Source organism: Paenibacillus sp. FSL F4-0122 (assembly GCF_038002845.1).
Lineage (GTDB): Bacteria > Bacillota > Bacilli > Paenibacillales > Paenibacillaceae > Paenibacillus_AQ > Paenibacillus_AQ odorifer.
On the sequence record NZ_JBBODI010000001.1, the window covers coordinates 2,863,124 to 2,878,943 of the forward strand.

Consider the following 15,820-nt stretch of genomic DNA (forward strand, 5'->3'; position numbering starts at 1 on the left):
ATCCTTTATGTTTTTTAATAATCTTAGCATATTATCCCACTACTTCAGGAGATGACTTTAGTCACCTTCAAAAAATGACCTTTCGTACATCCGTAAAAATTCAACCTAGAATAAAATTGAAAATATAGAAGCACACACGACAGGGGAGATAAGAGATGGCAATCGCGGTGTTGACCGATGTGGTGAAACGGTATGAGAACAAATTAACGGTAGATCATGTGAATGTTACGATTCAAGCAGGAGAGATCTTTGGCCTGCTAGGCCCGAACGGGGCAGGTAAAAGTACAACTATAAGTATGATTTGCGGCCTGCTAAAGATTGATAGTGGAGACATTGTTATTGATGGGTTATCAGTCTCTTCGTATGCACTGGAGGTTAAGAAAAAGATCGGCTTAGTTCCGCAGGATTTGGCTTTGTACAATACAATGACAGCAGCTGAAAATGTAACTTTTTTCGGAAGATTGTATGGTTTGCGGGGAAAATTGCTGAAAGAGCGGGTGGCGGAAGCTCTTGCTTTCACAGGACTTAGTGACCGTGCCAAAGAAAAACCAGCCACCTTCTCCGGAGGGATGAAGAGACGTTTGAATATCGCCTGTGCCATCATGCATCATCCAAAGCTGATTATTATGGATGAGCCGACCGTAGGGATTGATCCGCAGTCTCGTAATCATATCCTTGAGTCGGTCAAAGAGCTCAATCGGCTTGGCTCAACCGTCATTTACACTAGTCATTATATGGAAGAGGTTGCAGCCATTTGTGATCGGGTAGCGATTATGGATAAGGGACATATCATTGCTTGTGGTACGGAAAAGGAGCTGCGGGAACGGGTTTCTCAAGAAGAAAAAATAGTGGTCAAAGCAACGAACATCACCCCGGAGCTAATCAATGAGCTTAGTCTACACCCGCGGATCACGAGAGTGGAAAGTAAAGAGGGAACGGTAGAAATGTATCTTCCCTCCTCACAGGATGAGCTGCAGGATATCTTATTTATTTTTGCTAAACATGAAGGGGTTATTGGTTCTTTGAATATAGAGGAGCCGGATCTGGAGACATTATTCCTTAGTTTGACAGGACGGACATTGCGCGATTAAAGGAGGGAGAGAACGCTTTGAGAAATATTTGGACAATTATGATTTATGAGCTTCGCAGGCTGTTTATTTCACGCTCAATCATCATTAATATGTTTCTGTTACCGCTGCTTTTGATCTTTCTGCTGGGTGCCTCCCTTTCCAGTGTAATCGGTGATAAGGCAGCGTCTGAGATTGATCCAGTACGTGTTGGTATAGTTAATCTTTCTGGAGAAGGATATGAAAGCTCGGCGATGATAGACAGCTTTTTGAAGACGCCGGAGCTTAAGGATATCATCATTCCGGTCAAAGTAGGGAGCCGAGAGACAGCGGAAAGCGGCTTGCGTACCGGAAAATATGGTTATGCGGTTATTGTTCCTCCAGGCTTCGATAAAAAAGTACAAAGCGGTGATACTGCACAGCTAGAGTTTATTCTGGGTAAAGATCGGACAGATAATATGGTTGCGGGGACGGTATTCGATAACTTTTTGAACAATATTAACTATAAGCAGTCCGTAGCTATGACGCTGGGTCCAGAAGCTTTGACCGTTACTGCACCAAGTTCGGGGGAGCAGCCTTCTGTTAAGGTTGGGGCGCTCAGTGAAGGTGGCCGATCCTATACAGCCTCCCAATTCTATGCGGTATCCATGATGCTGATGTTTCTGCTATATAGCGGTTTGACCGTCAGTACCTCTCTTTTTAATGAAAAAGAAAATCATACCCTCTTCCGAATAACTTCAATGCCGGTAAAAGGTTCTGAGCTGTTTATTGGTAAAATGTTAGGTGTAGGGGTTGTAAGTGTAGTGCAGTGTGCAGCGATTATTATCCTGACTCACTTGTTGTTTGGCGTAAATTGGGGCAATCGTCCGGGCTTGCTGCTGCTCTTCTGTCTCTTAATGATCATTGCTTCCATGACGTTATCGATTGTCATTTCAATGTTTAGCAAAACTAAAGCAAGTGCAGGAAGTATTATTAATGTTATCACTGTGGTCATGACCTTTATTAGTGGAGGGATGGCTCCACTTCCGGAATCATGGGTGAACTCCGTCGGGGCATTTACCCTGAATCACTGGGTGCTACAAGCTGTTCTAAAAATGATGCTGCATGCAGAGGTCTCAGAGATTTTGCCGAATCTGCTGGTCATGTCGATCATCTGTCTAGTTCTATTCAGTGGAGCGGTTATCTCGTACCGGAAGGTAGGTTACCATGGATAAGATCTTAACGATTGCTTGGAATATGGTGAAAAGAACAATCGGTTCTCGGAATGGGCTGCTTACGTATATTCTTCTGCCCTGTATTGTCGTGTCGGTGATAGTAGCAATTAGTGGAAGTATGGGTGAAAGACCGGCTACTATTTTATATTCGAATATGGATGATGGTGCAGCAGGTAATCATTTGCTTACCGAGCTGGAGAATACCGGTGATTATAAGCTTGTGGAGAAGACAGATGAGGATAATTTGAGGGAGAGTATTATCGATCAGAACGGAGAAGCCGGTGTTTTGATACCGCAAAACTTCACCTCCGCACTGCTTGCTGGAGAAGAGCCGCAAATTAGTGTGTATGAGCTTAAGGCTACCGAAACATCAATTATGGTAAAAATGAAAATCCGTGTAATTGCTGATGAAATGCGAAACACTGCTGGACTAATTGGAGCAGCTCGGGCTGAGGCTACTGGCTCGGACTCACAGTTTGCTGCCGTAATGCAGAGAGCAGAGCAACATAGTGTAGGCAGTATAAGAACGGATTATGATTTATATCCCAAAGAGGGCTTAAGCATCGTCACAGGATTTACTTTGATGTTCTTAATGGGGCTGGTTACAAGTTCAGTGTCACTTATTATGGATGATCGAAGAGAAAGAACGATGAAACGTATGTTCAGTGCCCCGGTTCGTTCGTATGAGATTGCCCTCGGTAATTTTCTGGGAAGCTTCATCGTTGGGTTAATTCAAATCATTGTAATACTTGCCTTAGGCCGTTATGTGCTGCAGTTTGACTTTGGGTTACCGCTCTACTTGTATTTCTTGGTTCTTGCAGCATTTATGCTCGTTTCCATGGGTTTAGCTAGTACGGTAGCAGGTCTGATTCGCAATCCCAATAATACGGGCATGCTTAATTCGCTGATCTTGACCCCGACATGTATGCTTGGAGGCTGCTTCTGGCCGTTATCCATTATGCCGGACTATATGCAGAAGGCAGCTAATTTTGTACCGCAAAAATGGGCGATCCAAGCGATCGATATCGCTGCTACAGGTGGGGGCTGGAATGAATTATGGCTGCCCTTTGCCATCTTGGGCCTTATGGCCGCCGTGCTGCTGGCGATTGGTTCTGCTATTCTTCGTCCGAGTGAAGCCGGAATTAACGCTTAAGAAATTTCCAGAGAATATAGATATGCATAGCTTGGACTACTCTATTCAGGTACAATAATAGGTATCAAATGTCCCTAGTTCTTAATATGTGCAAAAGAGGGGATTTCTAGGAGGATGAGCAGATGAGCAGCAATAAATTGGCTTGGACATGGCGGGTGAAGGAAGAATGTTTAGAGGAGTATGTAGCTATGCATTTAAATCCTTGGCCAGAAATTTTGGAGGAGCACAGTAAGGCTGGTATTTCTAACTATTCCATCTTTCAGAATGGCAATCAATTTTTTTACTGTTATGAGTGTGAGGATAGTAAGGCGGCTTTTGATTACATTGCCAAAAGTGATGCCTGCAACCGCTGGAATGCGATTACCTCTAAGATGGTTGAAGGGTCATTTGATTTCAATGATGAGGTGCCTATGCAGCCCTTACGTGAAGTGTTCTATCTGAAATAAGTAATTGCATTCTAGAACAAATCAAATGTGCATAATTATATTATCGGCGCATCTGGTTTACAGTTATTTTAAATATAGGTATAATATAATTTATAAAGTTAAATTGAATAATTATTTGTTTTTTGGAGGAGCCTGTCAACAAGGGCTCCTCTTTGTCTTTTTTTGGCTTGGAGAAGCTCCTGGTTGGCAGTTCTTATATACAACAAGGGAGTGGATAGAAAGATGGAGTTTGTTTTATATCTTATGCTGATCATATTGTTCACCAAAGTAGCTGGTGATCTATCTGTGCGGCTTGGGCAACCAGCTGTGCTAGGCAAGCTTATTGTGGGAATCATACTGGGGCCTGCGGTACTGGGCTGGGTTCAGGATGGAGAGTTTATTCATTATATCTCTGAGATCGGTGTTCTACTGTTAATGTTCATAGCAGGGCTTGAGACGGACCTGGATCAATTGCGCAAGAACTGGAAATCAGCTTTTGCAGTAGCCGTCGGTGGAATTATATTACCCTTTTTGGGTGGGTTCGCCTTAGGAGAAATGTTTGGTTTTGCTTATCATAATGCATTGTTTATGGGCGTTATTCTTAGTGCAACATCGGTCAGCATATCGGTGCAGGTGTTAAAAGATATGAATAAGCTGAACACACGTGAAGGCTCTACAATTCTGGGGGCTGCTGTAGTAGATGATATTCTGGTTGTTATTTTGCTCGCTGTTCTGATGAGCTTTTTCGGTACAGGGGCAGACGTTTCTATTGGTCTTCTAATTGGGAAAAAGGTGTTGTTCTTTGCCGTAGCGATTGTTGCCGGCTGGTTTATTGTTCCTCGGGTCATGAAATGGATGGCTCCGCTGAAGGTGACAGAGGCAGTTATCTCAGCAGCGTTAATGATTTGTTTCGCATTCGCCTATTTTGCTGAAATCATGGGGATGGCAGGAATCATTGGTGCCTTTGCGGCTGGGATTGCTATCTCGCAAACTTCCTTTAAGCACACGGTAGAATCCAAGCTCGAGCCGATTGCTTATTCGATTTTTGTGCCGGTCTTTTTTGTAAGTATCGGACTTAGTGTTTCCTTTGAAGGGGTAGGCAGTCAAATAGGCTTCGTGATCTTGCTTACGGTGGTTGCCATTCTGACCAAGCTGTTTGGTGGCGGTCTGGGCGCGCGTCTTACAGGCTTTGATAACCACTCGTCTGCCATTATTGGGTCAGGGATGATTTCACGGGGGGAAGTTGCGTTGATCATTGCCGCCACAGGGCTGCAAAGCGGCTTGTTACAGCAACAGTATTTTACTTCGGTCATTATTGTTGTCATTGTAACTACACTTGTAACGCCGCCACTATTGAAATTTATGTTCCGTGATCCAGTGCGTGCGGAAGGGAAATAAACCATAACAAAAGGGAGTCCTGTTGGCCATTTATATGGCTAACAGGGCTCTTTTTTTATGCTCACGTTCCAGTTGCCATCATCAAGAAAAGGTACGGGATCTGTCTGCAGAAGGGGAAAGTTCCCCGTCTTAAGACTGAGTACGAAACCAGCCGTAGGGCTGTTTTGACTTCAGCCAAAAATGACTAAACTAAATCTCGGGATGGAAATTAATACATAATCAAACAGACATAAGGGGAGTGCCAGAAATCATGTGGAGTGGAAGGGGAAAAAGAAAATGAAATGGTTAACAAAATGGTCGTTCGGTAACAAGGCTGCGGTGGGGCTTTTAGTAGTCATGGCTCTTGTGGTGGGAGGGATGAGCTACACTTCGTTACCGATGGAATTTATGCCAGAGGCGGATAATCCTCAAGTGACTGTAACTGTGCTGGGTCCTGGCCAGGATACACATGCTATGGAGACTAATGTAACGAAGCCGATAGAAGCTGGAGCAGCTTTTGTGAAAGGGAAGAAGGAAATACTGTCCACTTCCGGAGACGGATATGCGCAGGTGAATATTTTTTATGATTCGAAAACGAATATGAAGGATGCTGCGCAGGAGGTCCAGAAGGTCGTCGATTCATTGAAGTTCCCGGAAGGGGTAATGGCTCCTTTTGTACTTCAGTTGAATACCTCCATGATTCCTGTATCCCAGGTTACCCTTGCTTTTGACGAAGGCCTGACTAAAGAGAATCTTAAGCTTGCGGAAGAAACTATCATTCCAGAGATGCAAAAAGCGGAAGGGGTAGCGAACGTTGCTTTATATGGTAAGGTAACTCCGCAGGTCAGTGTTAAGCTGGACCCAAAATTAATGGCTGAGAAGGGAGTCACGACTCCACAAGTATTAGGTTTACTTCAAGGACGTAATGTATCGGCATCCCTTGGGGAGCAAACGATTGGTGGGCAGACCGGCAATGTTAACGTAGTTTCTACGATAGATAGTATGGATACTTTGAAAAAGCTTCCTGTATCTGCGGGCGTTAAGCTGCAGGATATCGCTGCTGTCGAATTGAAGCAGGATCAGGAAAGTGTCAGCCGTTCGAACGGGAAAGACGTTCTATTCGCCATAGTGACCAAAGAGGCTAATGCGAATGCAGTCAGTGTCGGAGATAACATTCAGGCTGCCGTAGATCATATTAATAAAACCATTCCTAATGCAGAAGCAGCAGTGGTGTTCAGTACATCGGATATGGTAGTTACCTCGGTGAACAGTATGATGCGTGAGGTATTGCTAGGTGCATTATTTGCGACGATCGTGATTCTGTTGTTCCTGCGTAACCTGCGGGCTACTCTGATTACGGCAGTATCCATTCCGCTTTCGTTAGCGGTCACCTTATATCTGCTGAACATTTCCGGCATAAGCTTAAATATCATTACACTCGGGGGAGTTGCGGTTGCGGTAGGCCGCTTGGTCGATGATAGTATCGTGGTGATTGAGAACATTTACCGTAGGCTGCAAAAAGAACCCCTTTCCCGTGAAATGATTATTAGCGCAACTGGGGAAGTGGCTAGAGCGATTACCTCATCAACCATCGCTACGGTAGCAGTATTTCTGCCGATGGGTCTCTTACGTGGTAGTTTGCAAGCTTTCTTACTGCCGTTTGCTTTAACAGTGACCTATTCATTGCTTACTTCACTCGTAGTAGCTTTGACGGTTGTTCCTCTTTTAAGCTCATGGCTGCTGAGAAGGACATCAATGAAAGAACATGAACCTTCTAAATGGTTTATACGCTTTCTGGACTGGAATCTTCGCCGTAAATGGGTTAGCTTATCGTTGGGTCTCCTGCTTCTGATTGGCTCCATTGCTGCTTATGTGACTATGCCAAAAGGGGCACTCGATGCTTCAGATGCCAGCTATGTTTCTGTTCAGATGAATTATCCGAAGGATGTTCCTGTCAAAGATATTTTGGAAAAGGGAAAGCAGTTAGAACAAGATTTGATGAAGCAGCCACAAGCAGAAACGGTAATCATGCAATCAGGGAATAGTGCGGACGCCGCTAAGTGGGGGAATGTTACCTCTGAAACCTTAGTGGACTATACCGTTGTTATGAAAAAAGGTGCAGATGCTCAGGCTTTTATTGATCATGTTCGTGAGGTAAAAGATTCATACACTGGAGCAACGCTTGTTGCCAACCAAATGAGCATGATGGGATCCAGCTCTACCAGCGAATATATTGATATTGTTGGAGATAATCTTACGGATATTACTACTGTAGCAACAGAAGTTACCGCTAAGCTGAAGACCGTAGAGGGGATTCAAAAAGTCAGCAGCAATATGGAGGATACGAAACCTGTATTTTCCTTTAAGGTAGATCCGGCGCAAAGCAATGCGCAGGAGATTTCGATGCAGCTGTCAGCGATGCTTAATCCAATTCCAATGGGGCAAATTGAGCTCGATGGTGATGCAGCAGGTGTAGTGTTAGATCCTATGGTTCAGCCGCAAACGGAGCAGGATTTAAAAGCACTGACGCTCATGACGGCTGAGGGGCCGAAGCCACTGTCTCAGCTCGCAACTTATGAGGTTCGGAATGAGCCTGCAATGTTGTTCCATAAAGATGGGAAGCCGTATGTACGAATTACAGCAGAGGTTGATCCGAAGAAGGTATCTGAGATCGGTGCGAATATTAAAAAAGAAACCGATAGTCTTACACTTCCGAAAGGCGTGACCTTATTTGCAGGCGGAGCGTCAGTTGATCAGTCAGAGGATTTCAACGACCTGGGTATGACGGCATTAATCTCCATCGGGTTGGTGTATCTGATCATGGTACTCACCTTTAAAACCCTTCGGGCTCCACTGGCGATTATGTTCTCCTTGCCACTAGCGGCGATTGGTGCAATTGTTGGACTTATCGTGTCCGGTGTAACGCCTGACTTCACTGCTCTGTTCGGGGCGTTGATGTTAATAGGTATTGTTGTTACGAATGCCATTGTGCTCATTGACCGGATTAAGCAAAATGAAGCCAATATGAGTATTCACGAGGCTATTCTAGAAGCTGCCGGAACACGGATGCGTCCGATTCTCATGACGGCGATTGCCACCATTTGCGCCATGACACCGCTGCTGTTCGGCCATGCCGAGATGGGCAGCATCGTCTCGCAAAGCTTGGCGATTGTGGTCATTGGCGGCTTAACCGCAGCAACACTGCTTACGCTGATTGTAGTGCCGGCGATTTACGAGTTGTTCTACTTCCGTAAATCGGCAAAAGAGCGTAAAGGAGCAGAAAAAACTAATGCTCCAGCGCTTTAAATAGGCAAACGGCAAGCCTCCGGGTTAATGGGGCTTGCCGTTTTTATGTTTTGTTACAAATCCTTATAATTATGGAGTTAACTTGTCTACACTAATCGGATAGGTCTGATCCAGCATCCATTTGCCTGCTTTGGATTTCTTCAGCGTTGTGACAGAGGTGGAGCGGTTATCCTGAAACTCAGGACCCTTAAGCTTGATGCTCGTCTGAACCATATATACGGCTGTGGTATCCTGGGTATAATGAATGATTTTGGCAGATTCCAGAGTGAACTTTAGATCATAGACTGTGAAAATTTGGCTGAAGAGCTGTTTGGTTTGTTCGAGAGCAGGGGACTCAGGATCAATAGTAGATAGCACACCTTGAATATTCTCTGCATTGGTATAGTCCAAGTTGCTCTTAAGCACAGCTAATATATCCGTTTCATCCGACTTCGTCACAGCTGGCTTAGCGTTCAGCAGTTTATCTGGGAGTATATATTGTACGCCTTTAATCTGCAGGTTGTTGATTTTCCAGTCTTCAGTGCTGGCAGTACGCGTTAAGCTATAAATATATTCAGAGGTATTGTCTAAGGTGAATGGACCGCTGAGGTGTGTAGTCGTTTCAACGGCGTGAACCGTAGCCTCTGTGGGTTGAAGGCTGATAACCTCTAATTGATCAAGTGAAGTGGTCGAATCGTATTGTTCCATTTGGCTCTTAATCTGTGGCCCGATGACCACAAGAGGAGACTTGCTATCGATTAGGCTCATGAACCCTTCATAATTCTCATTGTTGGTATAGGTTACGTATTTTTCAAAAAAAGCATTGATTTCCTGCGGGTTTACCTGGTTAGTCTTGCCTGTAATGGTTACTATCTTCGAGTGTGCATTCCAGGAGACTTCATTACCTGTAGCCTCCCCAACGAAGCGCAGCGGAATGTAAGTGGAATTATTGATGAGCTTAGGGGCAACAGAAAGTTGGGTTATTACACCATTGACGCTGGCCTGCTTGCTGCCTAGTTGCAGTGTAATCGTAAGCCCTTCCTTAGTACCCGTTATGGTACCTGTGGTTTGATTCCAATCGATTGAAAGTCCTAGTTTTTCAAAAACCGGGCGAAAAGGAACGACAATTGTACCATTATCATTGAAGGGAGCCTGTCCCTTCAGTGCGAGCTGTTGCTGATTGATCTGAATGGAGATTGGCTTCTCTGCGGCATGGACAGGCCATGCGATAGCGGTAGAAAGAAGAGTTGCTGCGATTATGCTGGATATGGTTTTCATTTTGTGATTTCTCCTTTGAGTTATGAATGATAATTTAATGGTTATTAGAGGATGACTCCACTAAGAGCCAGAGTAACCTTTGCTTGGAATAAAGCGTACTTTACTTTTTGCTTATCGAATTGCCGATTTAAGTTGAGTAAATCGAGCTTGTTCTGATCTGCCTGAGCTGCTGAAATTAATCCGCTATTTAAGAGAGTATCATTATCCTGGGAGACGCGTACGAGCTCCAGTTGCTGCTCTTTCAGCTCTGAATATTCAAAATCAATTTCATTGGCTTCCGGCCTATAAGTTGCCAGTTTTTCTTCGAGTTGTTGTTGTACTATATTTTTGTGTGAAATCTGGCTGGCCCATAGAACAGAATAATAAGTGACGAGTCCGGCATCGAAAGCTTTGACGGCATCAAGATTATCTTTGGCGAGTGTGATTCGTGCATCTTCCTCGCGTAAATCATAATTGCTAGAGAGGCTGACTACAGTGTTCCAATTCACAGGCTCTGGTGCACTGGAGATGACATCATCCAGCAGGACTTCTGAATAGGATGATAATCCTAACTCAAGCTTAAATTGTTCTAGCTGAGCTTCATAACTCCTAAGGTTACGTTCAAAAGCAGATTTTCGTTCCGCATTTTTACGATTAAAATCGTCCAAACTTCTCTTAGACAGTAGACCATGCTCGTATGATCGCAAGGTATCCACAGAATGTTGAAACCAATATTGGCTTTCTTGTTTGTCATACTCAATCGTTTTTTTTAGAGAAGAGAGTTGATAATATTTCTGCACAGCGTAGTAGCGGATGAGGGCTTCTGTTTTTTGAAGTCGTAACTGATTAATTACTTTATCTGTTTCTAATGTGCGCAACTGGTCACGAAATTCCTTGAGCTGCGCTGTTTTAGTCTCTTGATTGTAACTGTTTTGGCTTTCAGTCTGAGCGCTAACCCATTGATTCAGAGATGTGTTAATCATAATTTGAATTAGAATGGATTGATTAACCCCTGCCTGTTCTTCTTTACTTAAATCAGAGTAACCAGGAATACTACTGATAAAAATATCAGGATTTACTGGCAGCAGTCCGCTAGTTATGACTACATTTTTTTGTTCCAGCTTTTTCTTTTCAGATGATACATACGAGAATTTGGAATCCGTTTCTGCAATATTCCATTGTGAGAGCTTGATATCTACATAGTTAGTTAATGCTAGCTGGATTGTTTCTTCCATGGAAAGCAATTTTGTTGCACTAGATACCTGCGTATCAGCATGAGCTGTAATGGAATGCGGCAATAGGAGTAATAAGAAGGAAAGTATCAAGAGAGCTGTTTTCTTTAACATTTAGCTGGCAACCTCACTATTCCTTTAAGTTGATTTTTTCAAGAACAAAATCAATGATCTTCTTGGAGTCGGTAATAACAGAGGCTTGCGCTATCATCCCTACACGAAGCTCTCCACGTTCACCTCTGCGATTAACAAGTGGGTCATTGGATATCGTTGCTTCCACCAAATAGTAGCTTAGACCGTCTTGCTGAACAATTGAATCTGTGCTGATAGATGTAATCGTACCTTTTTGGGAACCGAAACTTTGTTTAGGGAAGGCTGAAAAGCTGAAATCAACTTTATTGCCAATCGCTATTTTTCCTGCTTCTGCGTTAGGTACGGCGATGCTCATTTTATATTTTGACTCGTTGCTAGGAATAATGGAGATCAAGGCTTCGCCGGATTGTACCATGTCCCCGATGTTGGTTTCTTTTAAAATATTAATGGTCCCAGAAATTGGTGCTATGAGCAGTCTTTTGTTTCGTTCAAGCTCAAGTTGCTTAATAGCCTCTTGCAGCGTAATTAAGGTTCTTTTATTTTCTTCTATTGCTGAATGAATCTGTACAATACGGTCAAGTTTCAACTTTTCCAATGAGGTTTTTTCGGTTGACCGGTTAAGTTTCTCTTGATTCAGTAGATCATTTTGCTGCTCAGCCAGCTGTTTCTTTTGCATTTCTAAAGTTTTTCGTTCTGAAACTGAGGGATCATGCCCATTTATTAGCAAATCGAGGCTGACCTCTATCTCAACCAATTGTTGATTGTAATTGGTGATATTGCTTTCTGCGCTGAGCACGGCTTCGGTTTGGAATTGGTTGATTTGCAAATATGAACTTTCATATAGATGCTGTTCATCTGTAATCTGAGATTGAGGCACAAGGCGGTCCCCCAAGCTGAGCGAACGGTTGTAGATTTCTTTTTTCTCAGCAGATTGTTTAGATAGTTGCACATATTTAATTTGGTATGTATTATATTGTTCCGTCCGTTTGGTATCTGTAGATGGAAGCAGATTTTGATTCTCTTTGATGGATTGCACAAGCAATTTCTCGTTTGTAATTTCAACATTCAGCAGTTTCTTTTTTCGTTCCAGTTCAATTTTATTTTGAAGAGATTTATCCAAACTGGATTCGGCACTAAAGGCAGAAGATTCTTGCAAACCTATATTCTCGTGAATGGCAGCTGTAAGCTGATCCTGGGTTCCTTGATAGGTCTGCTGCTGCTGGCTGTATTCAAGGAGAAATTGTTCTACCATGTCATAATAGTAAACTTCGTCTGCATGTTCAGAAGAAAATTGATTGTTTAAATTGCTAATGCTTTGTTTATAAAGCTCGAGATAGTGCAGTTTCTTAGTGAGCTTATTGATTTCGGAGTTACGATTGGATAATTCTATATCGAGTTCTTTATGCTCAAAGGAAATTAACTGCTCGCCCTGCTTAATTTGCATCCCTTCATGGATATATACCTGTTCCACTTTTCCCACAGATGAAGTCTGAATGGTACTGACTTTTTCATTGGGCCTAACTACAGCAGAGGCTTTGGCGACTTCATCGATCTGGCCAAAATAGGACCAGACCAACGCAGACCCCAATAGAATAAATAAGATAAGTATGAAAATAGAAATCACAGGACTGGTCTTGGATTCCATGATTTCTCTGCTATCGGTCATTTCTGATAAGTTATGTATTTGTGCGCTCATACGAGAGACACCTCGCCTACTCCTGCAGCAGCATATTGAATGGTGTGATCTTGTTTTTGTTCAACCCCGGGGAGTTGATCTTTCCACAAGCCGTAGTACTTTCCACGGTAATCTAGAAGCTCCTGATGTGTCCCACACTCAATAATCCGCCCCTGATCCATGACATAAATTCGGTCACAACGCATGATTGTACTCAAACGGTGAGCGATAATAATCGTAGTCATGTCTTCAAAAGCATTGATCGTCTCCGATACTGCCTTCTCCGTTGTAGAATCCAGGTTACTAGTGGCTTCATCCATAATAAGAATATCCGGCTGTTTGAGCACCGCTCTGGCGATAGCCAGTCGCTGCTTCTGTCCTCCGGAAATATTGGTCGCATTCTCTTCTAACAAAGTGTTGTAGCGGAGTGGAAGCTGATTGATGAATTCGTGAGCCTGTGCGGTTTGGCAGGCGGTAACAATCAGTTCCAAATCCATATCCTGATCGACACCCAGACATAGATTTTCCCGAATTGTTCCGCTAAAAAAGAAAGTATCCTGTGAGATATATGCGATCCGCTGTCTTAAGCTATCTAAATGAATATCTTTAATGTTGTAGTTGTTAATTAAGATATCGCCTTCTTCGTGTTGGTAAAATTGCATAATTAATTTGATTAGTGTGGTTTTACCCGAGCCGCTCTCACCGACAAAGGCAATTTTCTCACCCTGTCTAAGTGTCAAATCGATATCATGAAGTACAAGGGAACGTGTACCGTATCTGAAGCTGACACGATCAAATTTAATATCACCTTTTAATGAAGCAGGTTGAATCTTCTTGTCCTCATCATTATGCTTCTCCGCTTCCAAATCAAGAATTTCTCCTAATCGGTCAGCAGCGACAATGGCCGTTTGCAAAGTGGGCTGGAGGTTGATTAAGTTCTGGATGGGTTGCAGGAAGTAAGCCAATAACGAGTTATAGGTAATCAATTGGCCCATTGTCATATTGCCTTTTATCACTTGTCTTGCTCCGACCCACAGTATGGCTACTCCTCCAACGAGTTGTACAAAACTCTTGAGGGAGGCTTGAATGTTATTGAAAAGACCAAAACTGAAGACAGATCTCAGAAATGAGATGAACTTCTGTTCAGTTTCATAGCCCACTTTCGATTCTGCATGATAGGCTTTAACTGTCTCGATACCATCTATTGATTCAACAATATAGGAGGTGAGCTGAGCATTTTTTTCCATCTGTTCGCGGTTTAAACGGTCAAATGGTTTGTGGAAGCTCCAAACCAATACCAGATACATTGGCACCATAAGTATAGTAATTCCGAATAAAAGAGCACTTTGCGAATATAGAATAATTCCACCGGCAATAACCATGATAATATCGATCATGATGGTTAGTGTTGCGCTGGAAATGGCATCTCGTACTTTCGAAGCATCCATAAGCCTTGATATTATTTCTCCTGTCTTACGTGTACCAAAAAAATTCATTGGGAGCTTTAACACATGGTGGTAATAGCCAAGTATGAGTGAAATATCGAGTTTTTGGCTCAACGTCAGTAAGATATGGCTACGAAAGGCATTTAATAATATTTGAAATATGTAGAGAATGATGACTCCAACAGATATTATGTTAAGTGTCTTTTTTAATCCAAAGGGTAGAATTTCGTCTAAAAGAAATTGGAAATAGAATGCAGCAAGTATACCTAAGATAGTGTAGAGTATAGATGTTAGAAAAATTCCTCCTAGCATTCTTTTTTGAGGAATCAGCAATCCAAAGAAACGAGCAAATAGACCTTTTGTTTGGTCCCCTTTTTTGAATTGAGGAGTGGGTACCATTAAGATAAGGACACTTGTCCAGATTTGGAAGAAATCTTCCGGTGTATATTTAACTATGCCTTGGACTGGATCCGCAACAATTATTTCCTTATTTGATATTTTATGGATTACAACATAGTGTAATAATGTCTGATCTATAATGACATGGGCAATAGCGGGAAGTGGGAAGTTTTCGAAGAAGGCTTCATGGCTTCCCTTGACTCCTTTTGCTGTAAACCCAAGTTTTTCTGCTGCTTTTATGAGTCCATATATATTGGTTCCCATTTTATCAGTTCCGGCTACTTCACGAATTTTAGTGATTGGATATTTGAGACCGTATTGTTTGGAGATAGTTGCTAGACAGGCTGCACCGCAGTCTTTAATATCAAGCTGTTTAATACAATAGTATTTCTTAAACAGAATAAACCCCACCTACTATTAGTGATTTGTACATATTCATTGGGATCAACAATATCTTATCCATGTAGAGAATGATTTCGTAACTGAAACAAAATCTTTTTGTAAATAAGCCTCACTAGAAGATTGCTTCTCTGACCTAATAGAAATCATAATAAGCTCCAAGTGAATGATATTTATTCTCTTGGAGCTACTAAATATTCAGGAAAGTGTTTTATATATTTTTATTAGCAATTCCTGCGGAAATTACAATGATACTAGATGTAGTTAAGGCAGTATAGCCAAAGGCGCATGCTGCTACTACTGGAAGACTAACTGGTGCTGTTGCCGCAACTGCTATTAAAGTGGCTCCAGCAATAACTCCACCTATACCAGTTGCAATTTGTCCCCAAAGAGCACCGCCCTGAATATCGTACAATTCAGATCCTTTTAATAATTCAAAACCACTACTTGAAATTTCCAATTCAATCCCCCCTTATCCAAATATTGCGACTCCTACGCCTGCTACTGCAGCAGCTAAACCTAATGCAGGAAGAGCTGGTACTGTGGCAATTGCTCCTAAGATTGCGCAGCTACTAGCGATTGCTGGTACTCCAGCAGCAGCAACCCCAACGCCCACTACTGAAGAGGCTACGCCGACTGCTTTAGTTAACCAGCCACCACCATTAAGATCCATCAACGAAGATAAATCAAGTTCTTCAAACGTACTATGATTAAAACTGAGTTCCATTATGTCACCTCCTTTAATCATGATTTATATTAAATCGGGAGTGAATGATCAAATGAAAATCCCTGATTTAAT

General features: G+C 42.6%; 12 protein-coding genes. 6 read left to right on the plus strand and 6 right to left on the minus strand.

Annotated features, from left to right (window positions below; all coding sequences use genetic code 11):
- The first annotated feature begins 155 nt into the window (after positions 1-155).
- The 6 genes from MHH49_RS12210 (at position 156) to MHH49_RS12235 (ending at position 8,542) form a co-directional block, all read left to right on the plus strand.
- Entirely contained in the window at positions 156-1,091 is a 936-nt protein-coding gene (locus tag MHH49_RS12210) for an ABC transporter ATP-binding protein (protein ID WP_036678569.1), read from the plus strand.
- Positions 1,092-1,108: 17 nt separating this feature from the next.
- The gene (locus MHH49_RS12215) at positions 1,109-2,281 is read left to right on the plus strand and encodes an ABC transporter permease (protein WP_051491030.1); all 1,173 of its coding nucleotides are present in this window, start codon (positions 1,109-1,111) and stop codon (positions 2,279-2,281) included.
- Complete coding sequence (locus MHH49_RS12220; protein ID WP_341138179.1) at positions 2,274-3,434, plus strand: ABC transporter permease; 1,161 nt, start codon at positions 2,274-2,276, stop codon at positions 3,432-3,434. The genes MHH49_RS12215 and MHH49_RS12220 overlap by 8 nt, the downstream gene beginning before the upstream one ends.
- Positions 3,435-3,556: 122 nt before the next feature.
- On the plus strand, positions 3,557-3,880 hold the full coding sequence (locus tag MHH49_RS12225; RefSeq protein ID WP_038573529.1) for an L-rhamnose mutarotase: 324 nt from the start codon (positions 3,557-3,559) through the stop codon (positions 3,878-3,880).
- Between the two features lie 222 nt (positions 3,881-4,102).
- A complete protein-coding gene (locus MHH49_RS12230) occupies positions 4,103-5,257 on the plus strand; it encodes a cation:proton antiporter (protein WP_036678577.1) in 1,155 nt (384 codons plus the stop codon).
- A 276-nt stretch (positions 5,258-5,533) separates the two neighbouring features.
- A complete protein-coding gene (locus MHH49_RS12235) occupies positions 5,534-8,542 on the plus strand; it encodes an efflux RND transporter permease subunit (protein WP_341138180.1) in 3,009 nt (1,002 codons plus the stop codon).
- A gap of 69 nt (positions 8,543-8,611) precedes the next feature.
- On the opposite strand, the gene MHH49_RS12240 is transcribed toward MHH49_RS12235, so the two are convergent.
- From MHH49_RS12240 to MHH49_RS12265, 6 genes are all read right to left on the minus strand, one after another.
- On the minus strand, positions 8,612-9,799 hold the full coding sequence (locus MHH49_RS12240) for a copper amine oxidase N-terminal domain-containing protein (protein ID WP_341030908.1): 1,188 nt from the start codon (positions 9,797-9,799) through the stop codon (positions 8,612-8,614).
- Between the two features lie 44 nt (positions 9,800-9,843).
- Positions 9,844-11,124 carry a hypothetical protein gene (locus MHH49_RS12245; protein WP_038573523.1) on the minus strand — a complete coding sequence of 427 codons (1,281 nt, stop codon included), beginning with the start codon at positions 11,122-11,124 and terminating at the stop codon, positions 9,844-9,846.
- Between the two features lie 16 nt (positions 11,125-11,140).
- Positions 11,141-12,799: an HlyD family efflux transporter periplasmic adaptor subunit gene (locus tag MHH49_RS12250; protein ID WP_038573521.1), complete on the minus strand. Its 1,659-nt coding sequence runs from the start codon at positions 12,797-12,799 to the stop codon at positions 11,141-11,143.
- Positions 12,796-15,024, minus strand: a complete 2,229-nt coding sequence (locus tag MHH49_RS12255; RefSeq protein WP_370510553.1) for a peptidase domain-containing ABC transporter — start codon at positions 15,022-15,024, stop codon at positions 12,796-12,798. The genes MHH49_RS12250 and MHH49_RS12255 overlap by 4 nt, the downstream gene beginning before the upstream one ends.
- A gap of 208 nt (positions 15,025-15,232) precedes the next feature.
- Complete coding sequence (locus MHH49_RS12260) at positions 15,233-15,481, minus strand: hypothetical protein (protein WP_036678593.1); 249 nt, start codon at positions 15,479-15,481, stop codon at positions 15,233-15,235.
- A 12-nt stretch (positions 15,482-15,493) separates the two neighbouring features.
- Positions 15,494-15,748 (minus strand): hypothetical protein, encoded by a 255-nt coding sequence (locus tag MHH49_RS12265; RefSeq protein ID WP_036678596.1) that lies wholly within the window; start codon positions 15,746-15,748, stop codon positions 15,494-15,496.
- Positions 15,749-15,820: the final 72 nt, after the last annotated feature.